This is a genomic window from Allolucifera butyrica (assembly GCF_900476375.1).
Taxonomy (GTDB): Bacteria; Bacillota; Negativicutes; order Sporomusales; family UPPP01; genus Lucifera; species Lucifera butyrica.
In genome coordinates, this window is the sequence record NZ_UPPP01000134.1 from 42,002 (window position 1) to 56,296 (window position 14,295).

The 14,295-nt window shown below is 52.3% G+C and carries 11 protein-coding genes; 10 read left to right on the forward strand and 1 reads right to left on the reverse strand.

Translation table 11 applies throughout. The features are described 5' to 3' along the window. Positions 1-125 precede the first annotated feature (125 nt). The 3 genes from LUCIF_RS25295 (at position 126) to LUCIF_RS25305 (ending at position 4,329) form a co-directional block, all read left to right on the forward strand. On the forward strand, positions 126-1,514 hold the full coding sequence (locus LUCIF_RS25295) for an anion permease (protein ID WP_122630757.1): 1,389 nt from the start codon (positions 126-128) through the stop codon (positions 1,512-1,514). Positions 1,515-1,559: 45 nt separating this feature from the next. After that, positions 1,560-2,783, forward strand: a complete 1,224-nt coding sequence (locus LUCIF_RS25300) for an NAD(P)-dependent malic enzyme (RefSeq protein ID WP_122630670.1) — start codon at positions 1,560-1,562, stop codon at positions 2,781-2,783. 88 nt (positions 2,784-2,871) lie between these two features. Continuing rightward, positions 2,872-4,329: an SLC13 family permease gene (locus LUCIF_RS25305; RefSeq protein ID WP_122630671.1), complete on the forward strand. Its 1,458-nt coding sequence runs from the start codon at positions 2,872-2,874 to the stop codon at positions 4,327-4,329. A gap of 146 nt (positions 4,330-4,475) precedes the next feature. On the opposite strand, the gene LUCIF_RS26345 is transcribed toward LUCIF_RS25305, so the two are convergent. Continuing rightward, the gene (locus LUCIF_RS26345) at positions 4,476-4,652 is read right to left on the reverse strand and encodes a hypothetical protein (RefSeq protein ID WP_165866172.1); all 177 of its coding nucleotides are present in this window, start codon (positions 4,650-4,652) and stop codon (positions 4,476-4,478) included. Between the two features lie 79 nt (positions 4,653-4,731). Here LUCIF_RS26345 and LUCIF_RS25310 point away from each other — a divergent pair, with 79 nt between their 5' ends. The 7 genes from LUCIF_RS25310 to LUCIF_RS25340 all read left to right on the forward strand — a co-directional run bounded on the left by LUCIF_RS25310 (position 4,732) and on the right by LUCIF_RS25340 (position 14,284). Next, positions 4,732-5,601, forward strand: a complete 870-nt coding sequence (locus LUCIF_RS25310; RefSeq protein WP_207858464.1) for a dimethylarginine dimethylaminohydrolase family protein — start codon at positions 4,732-4,734, stop codon at positions 5,599-5,601. Between the two features lie 27 nt (positions 5,602-5,628). Beyond that, a complete protein-coding gene (locus LUCIF_RS25315; RefSeq protein ID WP_122630672.1) occupies positions 5,629-7,287 on the forward strand; it encodes a M20/M25/M40 family metallo-hydrolase in 1,659 nt (552 codons plus the stop codon). Between the two features lie 60 nt (positions 7,288-7,347). After that, positions 7,348-8,832 carry a sigma-54 interaction domain-containing protein gene (locus tag LUCIF_RS25320; RefSeq protein ID WP_207858477.1) on the forward strand — a complete coding sequence of 495 codons (1,485 nt, stop codon included), beginning with the start codon at positions 7,348-7,350 and terminating at the stop codon, positions 8,830-8,832. A 66-nt stretch (positions 8,833-8,898) separates the two neighbouring features. After that, positions 8,899-10,089 carry an ornithine--oxo-acid transaminase gene (locus tag LUCIF_RS25325; RefSeq protein WP_122630674.1) on the forward strand — a complete coding sequence of 397 codons (1,191 nt, stop codon included), beginning with the start codon at positions 8,899-8,901 and terminating at the stop codon, positions 10,087-10,089. Positions 10,090-10,143: 54 nt separating this feature from the next. Then, a complete protein-coding gene (locus tag LUCIF_RS25330) occupies positions 10,144-11,133 on the forward strand; it encodes a LacI family DNA-binding transcriptional regulator (protein ID WP_122630675.1) in 990 nt (329 codons plus the stop codon). Between the two features lie 121 nt (positions 11,134-11,254). Beyond that, complete coding sequence (locus LUCIF_RS25335) at positions 11,255-12,700, forward strand: sucrose-specific PTS transporter subunit IIBC (protein ID WP_122630676.1); 1,446 nt, start codon at positions 11,255-11,257, stop codon at positions 12,698-12,700. Positions 12,701-12,799: 99 nt separating this feature from the next. Continuing rightward, positions 12,800-14,284: a glycoside hydrolase family 32 protein gene (locus LUCIF_RS25340; protein ID WP_122630677.1), complete on the forward strand. Its 1,485-nt coding sequence runs from the start codon at positions 12,800-12,802 to the stop codon at positions 14,282-14,284. Positions 14,285-14,295: the final 11 nt, after the last annotated feature.

A 14,295-nucleotide genomic window follows, 5' to 3' on the forward strand; every position in this document is an offset into this window, starting at 1 on the left:
TATTTTAATTACAAAACTTTTAAGATAATTCCATAACCTTGGCTGCATCCCCCCGGAAAGTTTATGCTTAATGCAAAGATTGCAGGTCATAAAAGAAATGGGGGGCTATTTTGAACAAAAAGTTGATGCATGGACTGCTTACCGTTGCTGTCGGAATTATTATTTGGTTTTTGCCGGTACCGGCCGGTATCAAGCCGCACGCCTGGCATCTATTTGCCGTTTTTGTTGCGACAATTCTGGGTTTTATCCTCCAACCGCTGCCGATTGGTTCGGTGGCATTCGTCAGTATTACGTTTACCGCCCTGGCCGGTATTTTGAAACCGGCGCAGGCTCTCTCCGGCTTTAGCAATACGATCATTTGGCTGATTGTTGCATCCTTCTTATTTGCCAAAGGTTTTATCAAAACCGGCCTGGGCCGCCGCATCTCTTACTTAATTATCCGGGCAATCGGCGATAGTACGCTTAAGATTGGTTATGCTTTGGTTCTTAGCGATTTTTTGATCAGTCCGGCCACGCCGTCCAATACTGCCAGGGCGGGGGGAATTATATTTCCCATAGCACGCAGTCTGGCCGCGGCGTTTGATTCCGAACCGGGCGTATCGGCCCGCCGGTTTGGCGCGTATCTGATGCAGACAGTCTATCAGGGTAACACGATTACGTCGGCCATGTTTATGACATCAATGGCCGGGAATCCTTTGATTGCGCTATTAGCGGCAAAAACGCTCCATATCAATATCAGCTGGGGCCTGTGGGCTGCTGCGGCAATTGTGCCCGGCGTAATTTCCATGCTGGTTGTGCCTTATTTTCTTTTTAAGTTTTATCCGCCGGAAATTACCAAAGCGCCTCAGGCCAAAGAATTGGCTGCTCAGGAACTGGCGAAGATCGGCCCGGTCAGTTTGGGAGAAAAAATTGTCGGCTTGGTGTTTGTCGGAGCGCTGATTCTATGGAGTACTTCCGATTTTACCAAACTGGATGCAACGGTGGTCGCCATGCTGGGAGTGTCCGTCATGATGCTGACCAAAGTCCTGGAATGGAAAGACGTACTGGAAGAAAAGGGCGCCTGGGATACATTGATTTGGATGGGCAGTCTCATGGGCTTAGCCGATTATTTGGGCAAACTGGGTTTCATTTCCTGGTTCGCCAAAGGGGTTAGCGCCAGCATGGTCGGCATACCGTGGTTTCAGGCTTTTGTGGCTCTCTTGCTTATTTACATGTACGCGCATTATGGTTTTGCCAGCCTGGTTGCCCATATCACTGCGATGTATGCCGCATTCGCCGCCGTTGCGGTTGCCGCCGGCGCGCCGCCGTTCCTGGTTGCTCTGGCTTTGGCATTCATGTCCAACTTGTGCATGTCCCTGACTCACTATGCCGCCGGCCCGGCGCCAATTTATTTCGGGGCGGGCTATGTCGAGCAGGGAACCTGGTGGAAACTGGGCCTGGCCGTATCGATTATCAATATGGTTATTTGGCTTGGTTTGGGATCGATTTGGTGGAAAGTGCTTGGATTGTGGTAAGCACCCGTTTTTAAAAATGGTGGGGAATTTGAGAGGAGTGTAGTTATGGATCTTAGAGAAGAAGCGTTGAAATTTCATAAGGAGCACCAGGGGAAACTGAAGGTTGCCAGCAAAGTGCCTTTGAATACCAGGCACGATCTTAGTTTAGCGTATACGCCGGGGGTAGCGGAGCCTTGCAAAGAGATTAAGCAGAACAAAGACTTATCCTTTGAGTATACCTGCCGCGGCAATATGGTGGCGGTCGTTTCCGACGGAACCCGTGTCCTGGGGCTCGGCGACATTGGCCCGGAAGCCGCCATGCCGGTTATGGAAGGAAAGAGCGTGCTGTTTAAAACCTTCGGGGATATCGACGCGGTGCCAATCTGTCTTGGAACCAAAGACCCGGAAAAAATCATCGAAACGGTAAAACTGCTCGAACCCAGTTTTGCCGGGATCAATCTAGAAGATTTCGCTTCGCCTAAATGCTACGATATCGAAGATGCCCTGAAAAAGGAAATGAGCATTCCCGTATTCCATGATGATCAGCACGGCACGGCGATTGCCGCCCTGTCCGGCGTGCTCGGCGCTTTGCGATTTGTCAAAAAGGACCTGAAAACCGCCAGGGTCGTCGTTAACGGCGCCGGCGCCGCGGGGACCGCTATCGGGCGCCTGCTGGTTTTTGCCGGTGCGCAAAATCTGGTGATGGTTGATGTCCACGGGGCGCTTTATGACGGCATGCCCGGGCTGAACCGCATCCAGGCCGAGCTTGCGAAAAATACCAACAGGGAAAAACGCCAGGGAAATCTTGCCCAGATGGCCAAAGGAGCCGATGTTCTCCTGGGGGTATCGGCGCCCGGCGTATTTACTGCCGACATTATCGGCAGCATGGCCAAAGACGCCATCGTAATCGCCATGGCCAATCCGGTGCCGGAAACTTCCTATGAAGCCGCCAAAGCTGCCGGAGCGAAAGTGGTCGGCACCGGCCGTTCAGATGCACCGAATCAGGTAAATAATTCCTCGGTCTTTCCGGGAATTTTCCGCGGGGCGCTGGATGTCAGAGCCCGGCAAATTAACGAGGAGATGAAGCTGGCCGCCGCTTACGCAATTGCCAACCTCATTCCGGAAAATGAGCTGAGAGAGGATTATGTTGTGCCGGACGTCTTTGATCCGCGGGTAACTCCGGCAATCGCCGCCGCGGTGGCGCGGGCGGCCATGGAAACAGGCGTGGCCAGGGTTAAGGTGGATCCTGAAGCGGTAAGGATTAACACAGCCGCAAGATTGAAGAAGTAGGAGCGTGATCCAATGATCCGGGCCGGCAGCCGCCGGCGATGTTGCAAAGGGAAGTTAGGGATAACCCCAATATGAAGGAGGCTTTACAGTGAAAAATGGGAAAAAGATGATTTGGATTCTTCTTGGCTTGGCGATCATGGCGGGCATTGTCATGATGCCTACGCCGGCCGGCCTGTCGGTAGCCGGACAGCGGGTTCTGGCGGTTCTCACGTTTGCAGTCATTATGTGGGTGACAGAAGCCGTATCCTATCCTTTTAGCGCCCTGGCAATTATTCTGTTTTTAATCCTTTTTCTGGGTTTTGCCCCCGTGCATGGAGTCGCCGGGCCGCTTTTGAAAACGGGTAAAGCCATCCCTATCGCTCTCAGCGGTTTTGTCAACGGAGGCTGGGTACTTGTCGCCGCCGGTCTTTTTATGGCGGCCGGTATTTTGGGTACCGGTCTGGAAAAAAGAATCGCTCTCAATATCCTAAAAATTGTTGGTGCGAAAACGAAAGCTATTTTCGCCGGTATGATGATTGTTATGCTGGTCCTGGGCTTTTTAATTCCGTCAATTACCGCCCGTTCGGCCACAATGACGCCGATTGCCATGGGGCTGATCGCTGCGTTCGGGGTGGATCCCCGCAGTGTTTTTGCCCGCAATATGCTGGTGACGGTAGCGATTGCTTCGTCCATCTCCGGCATCGGCCTGTTGTCGGCGGGGGCGCCGAATCCGGTAGCCGTGTCTTTTATTTCCAGCCAGTTAAAACATTCGATTACCTGGGGTGAATGGCTAATTTACGGCATGCCGTTTTGTATTGTTTTGATGGTCATCTTTTATTTCCTGGTGACCCGTTTAAACAAATTTGAGTTCGACGAAATTCCCGGCGGCCGGGCGGCGATTGATAAAGCCCTGGCCGAGCTTGGACCCATGAGCGGCAAGGAGAAGCGGATTGCTGTCATTTTCATAATTACGATTCTTCTTTGGGCCACTGATTTTTGGCATCATATCGACGCGAACACCGTATCGATTTTGTCGGTTACCTTAATGATGATGCCCTATTTGGGAGTGGCCAGCTGGAAAGAAATGTCCAGCCGGGTGGACTGGGGCACGATCCTCTTGTTTGGCGCGGGAATCTCTCTGGGTGAGGCATTATTGAAATCCGGGGCGGCCATTTGGCTGGCCAAGACGGCTTTGGGCGGAATGGGCCTTGGCTCCATGGCAGCGCCGGTCATGATGACTGTGATTGCCGTTGCTCTCTTAATTATCCGCTTCGCTTTTGCCAGCATTACCTCGGCAACCGCAGCGCTGGTTCCCACGGTGCTCGGGTTCCTGATCAGTCTGGGGGATGCTAATCTGCCGATGTGGGGGATGACCTTCATTGCCACTATGACGGTATACTTTGCCTTTATTTTGCCGGTGAATTCGCCGCAGGGAATGGTTCCCTACGCTACAAACACCTTTGAAGTGAAAGATATGGCCAAGGTCGGGATTCCGCTGACCATCATCGGTTTCGCGGTGCTGATCCTGTTCATGTTTACGTATTGGCACTGGCTCGGCTTGGTCTAATCCTGGCTGGAACGAGATTGCTTACTGCGTTCGCAATGAAGTGGAGCACGGCAATTTCAAAAACGACACTGTTAACAGTCTGACCGGCCGGAATAAATTCCGGCCGGTTTTTCCACGCCCTGAACCCTGCACCCTGAGCCGAAAGTTTACGCAGCGGTCTTTCTTAGAGCCGGAACCTTTCGTTTCGGCAAGTGACTAAGAACTGTTTGCGCTTTTTTGCGATTTTTAGCACTTTTTAAAAATTTGGCGATGAATTTTGCAGTATAGTGGCCGGAGGGGGCAGCGGCAAGCAGCGAATTTTGCCGCTTTTTTTGTTTTGGCATAAAAATTGCTAAAATATCAATTTGAATTTTATTTTACCAAATTCAAATTGAAAGCTGAGTTTCGGGCGGGTGAAACAGGATGGAAGAAAAATGCGTGATAGAGAAAGTATATGTGCGAAATTCTACGGGCCTATTAAAAAAAGTGCTGCTTTGCCCTCCCGTGCATATCGGCATCGAACCAATTGACTATATTTCGAAAAAGTGGGCGGCCAAGGGGGAGAAAAGCAACCGGCAAGCCTGCCTGAAGGAGCATGCCGAATTGGTTCAGGCTTACCGGGAAAGCGGCGTGGAGGTTGTGCTGGCCGATCCGGTGAAAGGTCTGGTAAATCAAGTCTATGCGCGGGATTTTGGCGCCTGCCTGGCTAACGGGTATATTCTCGGCCGATTCCGCGAACCTGTCCGGCAGGGAGAAACGGCATTTTATGTAAAAGAAATGGAAAGGCTGGAAATTCCCTGTATTGCCCGCTGTACAGAGGGTTACTTTGAAGGCGGGGACTTCTGTTTTTTGGATGAATCCACTCTGGCGGTGGGTCTGGTGCAGCGGACGGACTGGCGCGGATTGCGCAATATCGCCAGGCAGGTACGGCATTGGGGGTATACGGTCGTGCCGGTGATTTGCCCCCGGGATAACCTGCATTTGGATATGTGCTTTAATATTGCCGCCGAAGGGGTCGCGGTCATCTGCCGGGAAGCCTTGCCGGCAGATTTTGTCAAAATGCTCGAACAGTGCGGCTTTGAATTGATTGAAGTGTCACAGGGGGAAGTTTTTTTGCATGCCTGCAATATTCAGGCCCTGGGCGGCGGTAAAGTTCTTTCCTTCAGCAATAATAAGAAAGTGAACCGGAATTTGCAGGCCCTGGGCCTGGAAGTCCTCGCCGTGGATTTGTCTGAAATTCTCAAAAGCGGCGGCGGGCCTCATTGTATGACCTTTCCGCTGGAAAGGGCCTAATCAGTTACTACAGGGAGTGAGTTGTCTATGTCAACGGGAGAAAAAATTAAGTCCATCGCGTTAGAGTTAACCAGAATCAGCAGTATTGTCGGCACGGAGGGGGAAGTCCAGGCCGCCCGGGCAATTTATTCCTATTTGGCCAAGCTGGATTATTTTCAAAAAAACAAAGACCATTTGCGCTGGGTGCCGGTCCCGGGTGACCCGGGGGGACGCTGTACGGTTCTGGCGTATATTGAAGGCGGGAAACGGCCAGCCCGGGAAGGTGAAAAAGCCAGGACCGTCCTTTGTTTGGGACACATCGACACGGTCGGCGTCGAAGATTACGGCGAATTGAAACCCTATGCGACGCGGCCCGAAGTGTTGCAGGAGAAGTTGAAATTCATCCAATTCAGTGAAGAGACGCTGGCAGAGATAAATTCTCCTGATTGGATTTTCGGCCGGGGTATTTTTGACATGAAAACCGGGGTAGCCGCCCTGATGGTAATGGTGGAGAAGTTCGCCGGACAGGCGGCCGAACTGCAGGGTAATCTGGTTTTTATCGCCGTTCCCGACGAAGAAGGCAATTCGGCGGGCATGCTGGCCGCGGTGCCCGAACTGGAACGGCTGGCGCGGGAAAAGGGATGGGAATTTACGGTGGCGCTGAACACGGATTATATGACCGGCCAGTATCCGGGGGATGAAAACAAATATGTTTATGTTGGCACTGTCGGCAAGTTGCTGCCCAGTTTTTACGTATACGGGGAAGAAACTCATGTGGGTGAGGCGTTTAACGGTTTGAACGCCAATCTCCTGGCAGCGGCGGTTTTAAACCAGATTGATTTTAATACGGAACTGTGCGATATTGCCGACGGGGAAGTGACCCTGCCGCCGGTCAGTCTGCACCAGCGGGATTTAAAACAGGAATATTCCGTCCAGACGGCCAACGCGGTGAGCCTGTATTTCAATCATGCCACCCATGCCAGCCAGCCGGCGGAGGTGCTTGCACAATACAAGGAGCAGGCTATTTTAGCTTTTGAACAGGTAATCGACAAGTTGAACCGGGAATATGAAACCTTTTGCCGCCTGAGCCGCATTCCCTATCGGCCGCTTCCCTGGCGGGTGCAAGTATTGACCTATGATGAATTGTACCAAGCGGTGAAAGCGGAAACCGGCGACAGGCTGGACCGGATTATTGAAGCGGCAGTCCGGGAACAGCAGGCGAAAAAAGCGGATGACCGGGAAATCTCGTTAGCGATTGTGCAGGCGGTGCATAAAAATTATTCGGATCAGAATTCGAAGATTATTGTTTATCTGGCCCCGCCATATTATCCCCATATCTTTGTCAGCGACCGCTCCGAAAAGGAGCGGCGGCTGCTCGGCCTGATCGGCGAGGTGATTGAAGAAGCGCAGCGGCTGTATGATTATAAGATTGTGCTGAAGAAGTTTTATCCTTATATTTCCGATCTGAGTTATTGCGATATTTCCCATGATGAACGGCAGATCGCCGCGCTCGTTGAGAACATGCCGGCCTGGTCCCGCAGTTATACTCTTCCTATCGGGGAGCTTCAGTCCATCGGCATGCCGGTGGTCAATATCGGTCCCTACGGCCGGGACGCCCATAAGCTGTCGGAACGGCTCAGCTGCCGCTATTCGCTGGACGCCATGCCGTTCATTCTGGAGCAGACCCTGGAGCGATTATTAAAATAGAAGAAGGTCTTCCGCGCCGCGGTCTTTCCTGTTTGACTTTCCGTTCTTTCCCTGTATACAATGGGTGTAGAAGCAGGAGCCGCGCGTTGTTTCGCGGCGGATAAAGGCAGGGAAAGCGCCATGGCGGCAAATAAACTGGAGCGAATTTTGGGCAGCGACATTGTTAAATATGTTCTAAATACGATTGAAGAGGGAATTTTGATTGTGGACGCCGGCTGCCGTATTGTCTTTTACAATGGGACTCTTTCACGGCTGGAGGGACTGGCGGCGAAGGAGGTGGTCGGCAAATTGCTGTTTGATGTGTTTCCGTCCATTACGCCGCAGGAGAGCACCCTGTGTAAGGTGATGGAAACGGGCGAACCCATCCGGGACTGGCTGCAGGAATACGTTAATTATCAGGGAAAGCAGATCAAAACGGTGAATACGACCATTCCAATTATCGACAAGGGAACCATGCTGGGAGCGCTGGAAGTTTCCCGCGATATTTCGCTGGTGGTCAGCCTGACGGAAAAGGTTTCTTTTTTACAGCGGTTCGCCGGCAAAGGCGGCAAACCCCCCATTTCCTTTGCCAATATTGTTGGCGACAGCCCGAAAATCCGGGCGATTGTCGACCGGTTAAAAAAAGTGGCCCATACCACTTCGACGGTTCTCATTTACGGCGAGACCGGGACGGGCAAGGAACTGTTCGCTCAGAGCCTGCACAATGAAGGCAGGCGCCGCAACCAGCCGTTTATCGCGCAAAACTGCGCCGCTTTGCCGGAAAGTCTGCTGGAAGGAATGCTCTTCGGGTCGACGAAGGGAAGTTTCACCGGCGCGGTGGATAAAGCAGGTCTGTTTGAGCAGGCTCAGGGCGGTACGGTTTTTCTGGATGAAATCAACAGTATGAGCCTGTCCCTGCAGGCTAAAATATTGCGAGTGCTGCAGGAGGGGGCCGTACGCCGCTTGGGCGGCGGCGAGGATATTCCCGTCGATGTGCGATTTATTGCCGCAACCAATGAAAAACCGGCCGAGCTTTTAGCCGCCGGTAAGCTGCGGGAGGATTTATTTTACCGGTTGAGTGTGATTTGCGTGGAGATTCCTCCGCTGCGGGAGCGGCGGGAAGATATTTACGGCCTGGCCGGTTATTTTATCAACAAATATAACAGCCGGTTTCAGAAAAGGGTAACCGGCCTGGCGCCGGAGGTCATGGCGATTTTTCTGCGCTATGGCTGGCCCGGTAATGTGCGGGAATTGGAACACGTGGTGGAAGCGCTGCTTAATTTTACCGACAGCGGCCTGATTACCGCCGAACACTTAAAATATCTCAGCTTCGGCGCGTTCCAGAACTTTATTGAGCGGCAAAACCTGACCGGAACAGGCGGCGGGGAAGCAGGCAATTATTTTAAGGCCTCTTTTGGCCGGCAGGAAGAAAAGCTGATTATTGAAGCAATGCAAAGCAGCCACGGCAATATTACCAGAGCCGCGGAACTGCTGGGAATGAAGCGGCAGGCGCTGCAGTACCGTCTGAAAAAGTACGGTATTTTAAATAAACCGGCGGAGCGCTAATCCGGTATTGTTTGCCGGGAATGGGAGAAACGCGGTAAGGCCTGCCCGGGAAGAGGAGAGGATCGTATGACTTTGTCGGATACCATTATCGAACAAACCGAGCGCATGGGAGCGCACAATTACCGGCCGCTGCCGATTGTGATTACCAGGGCTGAAGGCGTGTGGGTGGAAGACCCCGAGGGAAACCGGTATATGGATATGCTCAGTTCTTACTCGGCTCTCAATCAGGGGCACCGGCACCCGAAAATTATCCGGGCGTTGAAAGAACAGGCTGATAAGGTGACCTTAACGTCACGGGCTTTTCATAATGACCAGTTGTATCGTCTGTATGAGAAGCTGGCGGAGCTTACCGGCAAGAGCATGTTTTTACCGATGAACACCGGGGCGGAAGCGGTGGAAACGGCGATAAAAGCGGTGCGCCGCTGGGCCTGCCGGCAGAAGAAGGTGCCGGCCAACCAGGCGGAAATCATTGTCTGTAGGGGGAATTTCCATGGCCGAACGGTGACTATTACTTCCTTTTCTTCCGAAGAGGAATATAAGGCCGGTTTTGGCCCCTATACTCCCGGATTTACCCTGATACCGTACGGCGATATTGGCACCCTGGAGCGGGCGATTACCCCCAATACGGCCGGCTTCCTGGTAGAACCCATCCAGGGCGAGGCCGGCATTATCATTCCGTATGAGGGTTTTTTGCGGGATGCCTATGCCGTGTGCCGGCAAAACAGGGTGTTGTTCATGGCCGATGAAATTCAGACCGGTTTTGGCCGGACGGGGAAATTGTTTGCCTGTGACTGGGAAAATGTTACGCCCGATGTGCTGATTCTGGGGAAAGCCCTGGGCGGCGGCGTTCTGCCTATCTCCATGGTGGCGGCGGACCGGGAAATTCTGGGGGTCTTTGAACCGGGTTCCCATGGTTCAACTTTTGGCGGCAATCCACTGGCCTGCGCCGTGGCCGTTGCAGCGCTCGAGGTATTGGAAGAAGAGGGGTTGACGGCGAATTCGTTAAAGATGGGACGTTATTTTCTCGACCGGCTGCAGCAACTGCATAGCCCGGTGATTCGCCAGGTGCGGGGCCGGGGGTTATTGATCGGCATGGAACTGAATGAGGCGGCCCGGCCATACTGTGAACGGTTAAAAGGGAAGGGCCTTCTGTGTAAAGAGACTCATAAGAATATTATCCGCTTTGCGCCGCCCCTGATTATCCGGCGGGAAGAGCTGGACTGGGCCTTGACGCGGGTGTCGGAGTGCTTCTCTTGACGCCCCTTTTTTTTTACCCTACAATGGGGATAGAGTAAAGGCATGGTGGTGGCGATGATCAAGACGATTTCCGATATTGCGAAGTTGGCCGGCGTTTCCAAAAGTACGGTTTCCCGGCATTTAAACGGCGGGTATGTCAGCAGCGAAGCGAAAGAAAAAATAGAAACGGTAATCGCCAGGACCGGCTATGAGCCCAATGCCTTTGCCCAGAATTTGAAAGCCAAACAATCGAATTTTATCGGCGTAATTGTGCCCCGGCTGGATTCGTACGCGGCAGCCAGAACGCTGATCGGCATCGATGAAAAATTGAAACAGCATAATTATCAAATGCTGATCGCCAATACCGGTCTGAGCCGGGAACGGGAGATTGAGAGTCTTTACAGTCTGGCTAAACAGAAAGTGGCGGGGATTATTCTGCTGGCCACGGAGGTCTCAGCCAGGCATCAAACGGCTATAGACAGTATAAAAGTTCCGGTTGTCCTGATGGGACAGGAGCATTCGAAATATTACTGCGTCACCTATGACGATTTTAATGCGGCTTATGAACTGGCCCGGTATGTAATTGCCAGAGGGCATAGAAAAATTGCCTATTTAGGCGTGACCGAAACGGATATTGCCGTAGGCGTCAGGCGGAAAGCCGGGTTCAGGAAAGCGGCCGGTGAGGCGGAAGGACTGGATATATCGTATCATACGACCAGTTTTGCGATTGAAGACGCCATTGACGCGGCCGCTCGGATTATCCGGGAAACGAGGCCGTCGCTCCTGTTTTGCGCTACCGACAATATTGCCCTGGGGGCGATGAAGAGTGTGTTTTCCCAGGGGCTGAAAATTCCTGCCGACATTTCCGTCGTTGGTTTTGGCGACTATAATGTTTCGGCGGTGGTTCATCCGGGACTGACTACGGCCAGGTTCGATTATTATCAGGCCGGGTTTACGGCCGCCGGCAATCTGGTCAGGCTGCTCCAGGGAGAAACGGTTCAACGGTTAATTGTTTGCGATTATCAAATCATCGAACGGGAAAGCGTTGACAAATTGAATTTTTGAAAGCTATAATAAAGATGTGGAACCGTTCCCATAAAGTTGAATTTTGCCAATTGCGATAATATTATTTATTTTTTTATCCAGTGTGGAACCGTTCCCATAAATGAGAGGGGGAGGATTTAGCGTGGATTACAAAAAGGTTGCCCAGGAGATCCTGGAGGCGGTCGGGGGCAGGGAGAATCTGTCGGCGGCGGCCCATTGCGCCACCCGGCTGCGGCTTGTTTTACAGGATGAATCGAAAGTGGACCAGGCCGCTTTAGACAGGATGGAGGCGGTGAAAGGAACTTTTTCCACAGGCGGGCAATATCAGGTGATTTTGGGAACCGGAACGGTGAATTTGGTGTATGAGGCGCTGGCAGCCCTGGCGGGAATCCGGGAAATGTCTACCCAGGAGGTAAAAGCGGCGGGCGCGAAAAAATTAAATGTGCTGCAGCAGTTTGTCAAAATGCTTTCCGATATTTTTGTGCCAATCATTCCCGCGATTGTTGCCGGCGGTTTATTGATGGGACTGAATAACGTATTAACCGCCAAAGATCTTCTTGTTGCCGGAAAATCGCTGGTAGAGGCCTATCCGCAGACGAAGGATTTGGCGGACATGATTAATACCTTTGCCAACGCTGCGTTTGTGTTTCTGCCGGTGCTGATCGGTTTTTCCGCGGCGAAGCGGTTTGGCGGCAATCCGTTCCTGGGGGCGGCCCTGGGCATGCTGATGGTCCACCCTGCTTTGCTGAATGGCTACAGTTACGGCAAGGTGGCCGCTCCGGTATGGAATATTTTCGGTCTTACCATTGAAAAGGTGGGCTATCAGGGATCGGTGCTGCCGGTTTTGGCAGCGAGCTTCTTATTGGCCAAAATCGAGCAGTTTTTGCGCCGGGTCGTGCCTGCGGCGTTGGATATCCTACTGACTCCCCTTTTATCCATTTTTATTACGGGGTTACTGACCTTTACGCTTGTCGGCCCGGTTACCCGGCTGGCGGGCAATCTGCTGACCGACGGCCTCGTCTGGCTGTACGGCTCGGCGGGATTTATCGGCGGCGGCCTGTTCGGACTGGTTTATGCGCCCATTGTTATTACCGGCATGCATAACAGTTTTATTGCCGTGGAAACGCAGCTGCTGGCAAATATGGCGAAAACGGGCGGGACGTTCATTTTTCCGATTGCGGCCATGTCCAATGTGGCCCAGGGGGCGGCTACGCTGGCCGTGTTCTTTGTTACCCGCAACCGGAAGCTGAAAGGGGTTGCCTCGGCCGCCGGCATTTCCGCCTTGTTGGGGATTACTGAACCGGCTATGTTCGGGGTTAATTTGAAGCTAAAATATCCGTTTATGGCCGCCATAACCGGTTCGGCGATCGCTTCCGCCTATATCAGCCTGTATAAAACGCTGGCGGTGGCGTTGGGCGCGGCCGGGCTGCCGGGGATTATCTCCATCCGGCCGGACGGCATTTTCCATTACGTAATTGGCATGGCGATTTCTTTCACCGTGGCTTTTAGCCTGACCCTCCTGCTGGCCAGAAAATATGAAACGACCGGCAAGGAAACGGAAGAAACCGGCCAGGGAGTGACGCTGTAAGGCGAAGTGAAAAATTACCGGATTTGAGCAATACCCCCTGGCTCCGTGTGGAACCAGGGGGTAAACAAGTCTAAGACAAGGAACAGGGAGGGCAGAAATTTGGAAAAACTAAGAGACTCTAAATTCCGGACCATTTTAACCGCCAGGGCCGGTGAACTGGAAGCTTTAAAGGAGCTCGCTCAAAAGGACCCATGGAAACCGGTTTGCCATATTCATCCCGAGTGCGGCTTGCTGAACGACCCAAATGGGCTTGCCTATTTTAACGGGGAATATCATGTTTTTTATCAATGGTATCCCTTCGGAGTAATCCATGGCATGAAACACTGGGCTCATGTTAAATCCGGGGACCTGGTTCACTGGAAAAGAATGCCTGTGGCCATCATTCCCACGGAGGACTATGAATCGCACGGGGCTTATTCGGGCAGTGCCCTGGAGAAGGACGGGGAGTTATTGCTTTTTTATACCGGTAACATCCGCTATGCGGATGAAGCGAGAAGCGCCAATCTGTGTATGGCGAGAATGGATAAAAATTATGGCATAACCAAGGCTGTGGCGAATCCGTTGATTGAAGGCGTGCCGGCAGGCTACACCGGCCATGTGCGTGATCCGAAAATTTGGCAGGACGAGGATGGAAAATACTGTATTTTTCTGGGAGCGCAAAGGAAAAACCGCACCGGAACACTGCTTGTTTATGAATCCCAGGATGCGCTGCAATGGAAATTACGGGGCGAATTAAAGACGCCCATGATAAACTTCGGCTATATGTGGGAATGTCCGGATTACTTCCGGCTTGACGGCCGGGATATCCTGCTGTTTTGTCCCCAGGGTCTGGCACCGGCCGGCCATGATTACCAGAATCTCTACAATGTAATTTATGCCGTCGGCAAACTGGATTTGGCGAATCTGACCTTTGAGACGGAATGCGTCCGGGAATTGGATAAAGGCTTCGATTTTTATGCGCCCCAGACATTTCAGGACCCTGCCGGACGGAGATTGCTTCTGGGCTGGGCAGGTATGAGCGAAACGGAATATCCCTCCGATAAAAATCAGTGGGCCCATTGTCTGACCTTACCGCGGCAGTTACGGCTGCAGGACGGGGTATTAAGGCAAATGCCGGCCAGGGAGTGCCAGGTACTGCGGACGGACTGCTTTTCCCTGCGGGGCTGTTTGACGGGTAACTCCGTAAGTATTGCCAATGACGGCAATCTTTATGAATTGGATATCGATTTTACGGATATTCAAAGCCGCGATATTATGATAGAATTATTTAAATCGGAGGAAGAAAGGCTGCTGCTTCGTTTTGACCAGGTAAACGGGGTTGTGTCTCTTGACCGGCGGAGCTTTCTCAACAATTTTACCGCCCCGGTCGGCCCGGTAAGGACTGCGCTGTTTATGCCGGCGGAAAGGCTGGCTGTTAAAATAGTCGTTGATCAAAGTATCGCCGAAGTGTTTATTAATGACGGGACCGTTGTTTTTACGGCCAGGGTGTTTCCGCAGGTCCGTTCAACGGGCATCGAAATCAGGGCGGACGGAAATCTTGTTTTTGATCTTGCTAAATATAAATTAAAGCGAGGAATTCTATAGGGAAAAGGGTG

What these genes read in the sequence shown, in the direction of transcription:
- LUCIF_RS25295 (WP_122630757.1), top strand. Translation starts at nt 126, where the DNA reads ATGCATGGACTGCTTACCGTTGCTGTCGGAATTATTATTTGGTTTTTG.
- LUCIF_RS25300 (WP_122630670.1), top strand. Translation starts at nt 1,560, where the DNA reads ATGGATCTTAGAGAAGAAGCGTTGAAATTTCATAAGGAGCACCAGGGG.
- LUCIF_RS26345 (WP_165866172.1), bottom strand. Translation starts at nt 4,652, where the DNA reads ATGCCAAAACAAAAAAAGCGGCAAAATTCGCTGCTTGCCGCTGCCCCC.
- LUCIF_RS25310 (WP_207858464.1), top strand. Translation starts at nt 4,732, where the DNA reads ATGGAAGAAAAATGCGTGATAGAGAAAGTATATGTGCGAAATTCTACG.
- LUCIF_RS25315 (WP_122630672.1), top strand. Translation starts at nt 5,629, where the DNA reads ATGTCAACGGGAGAAAAAATTAAGTCCATCGCGTTAGAGTTAACCAGA.
- LUCIF_RS25320 (WP_207858477.1), top strand. Translation starts at nt 7,348, where the DNA reads ATGGGTGTAGAAGCAGGAGCCGCGCGTTGTTTCGCGGCGGATAAAGGC.
- LUCIF_RS25325 (WP_122630674.1), top strand. Translation starts at nt 8,899, where the DNA reads ATGACTTTGTCGGATACCATTATCGAACAAACCGAGCGCATGGGAGCG.
- LUCIF_RS25330 (WP_122630675.1), top strand. Translation starts at nt 10,144, where the DNA reads ATGATCAAGACGATTTCCGATATTGCGAAGTTGGCCGGCGTTTCCAAA.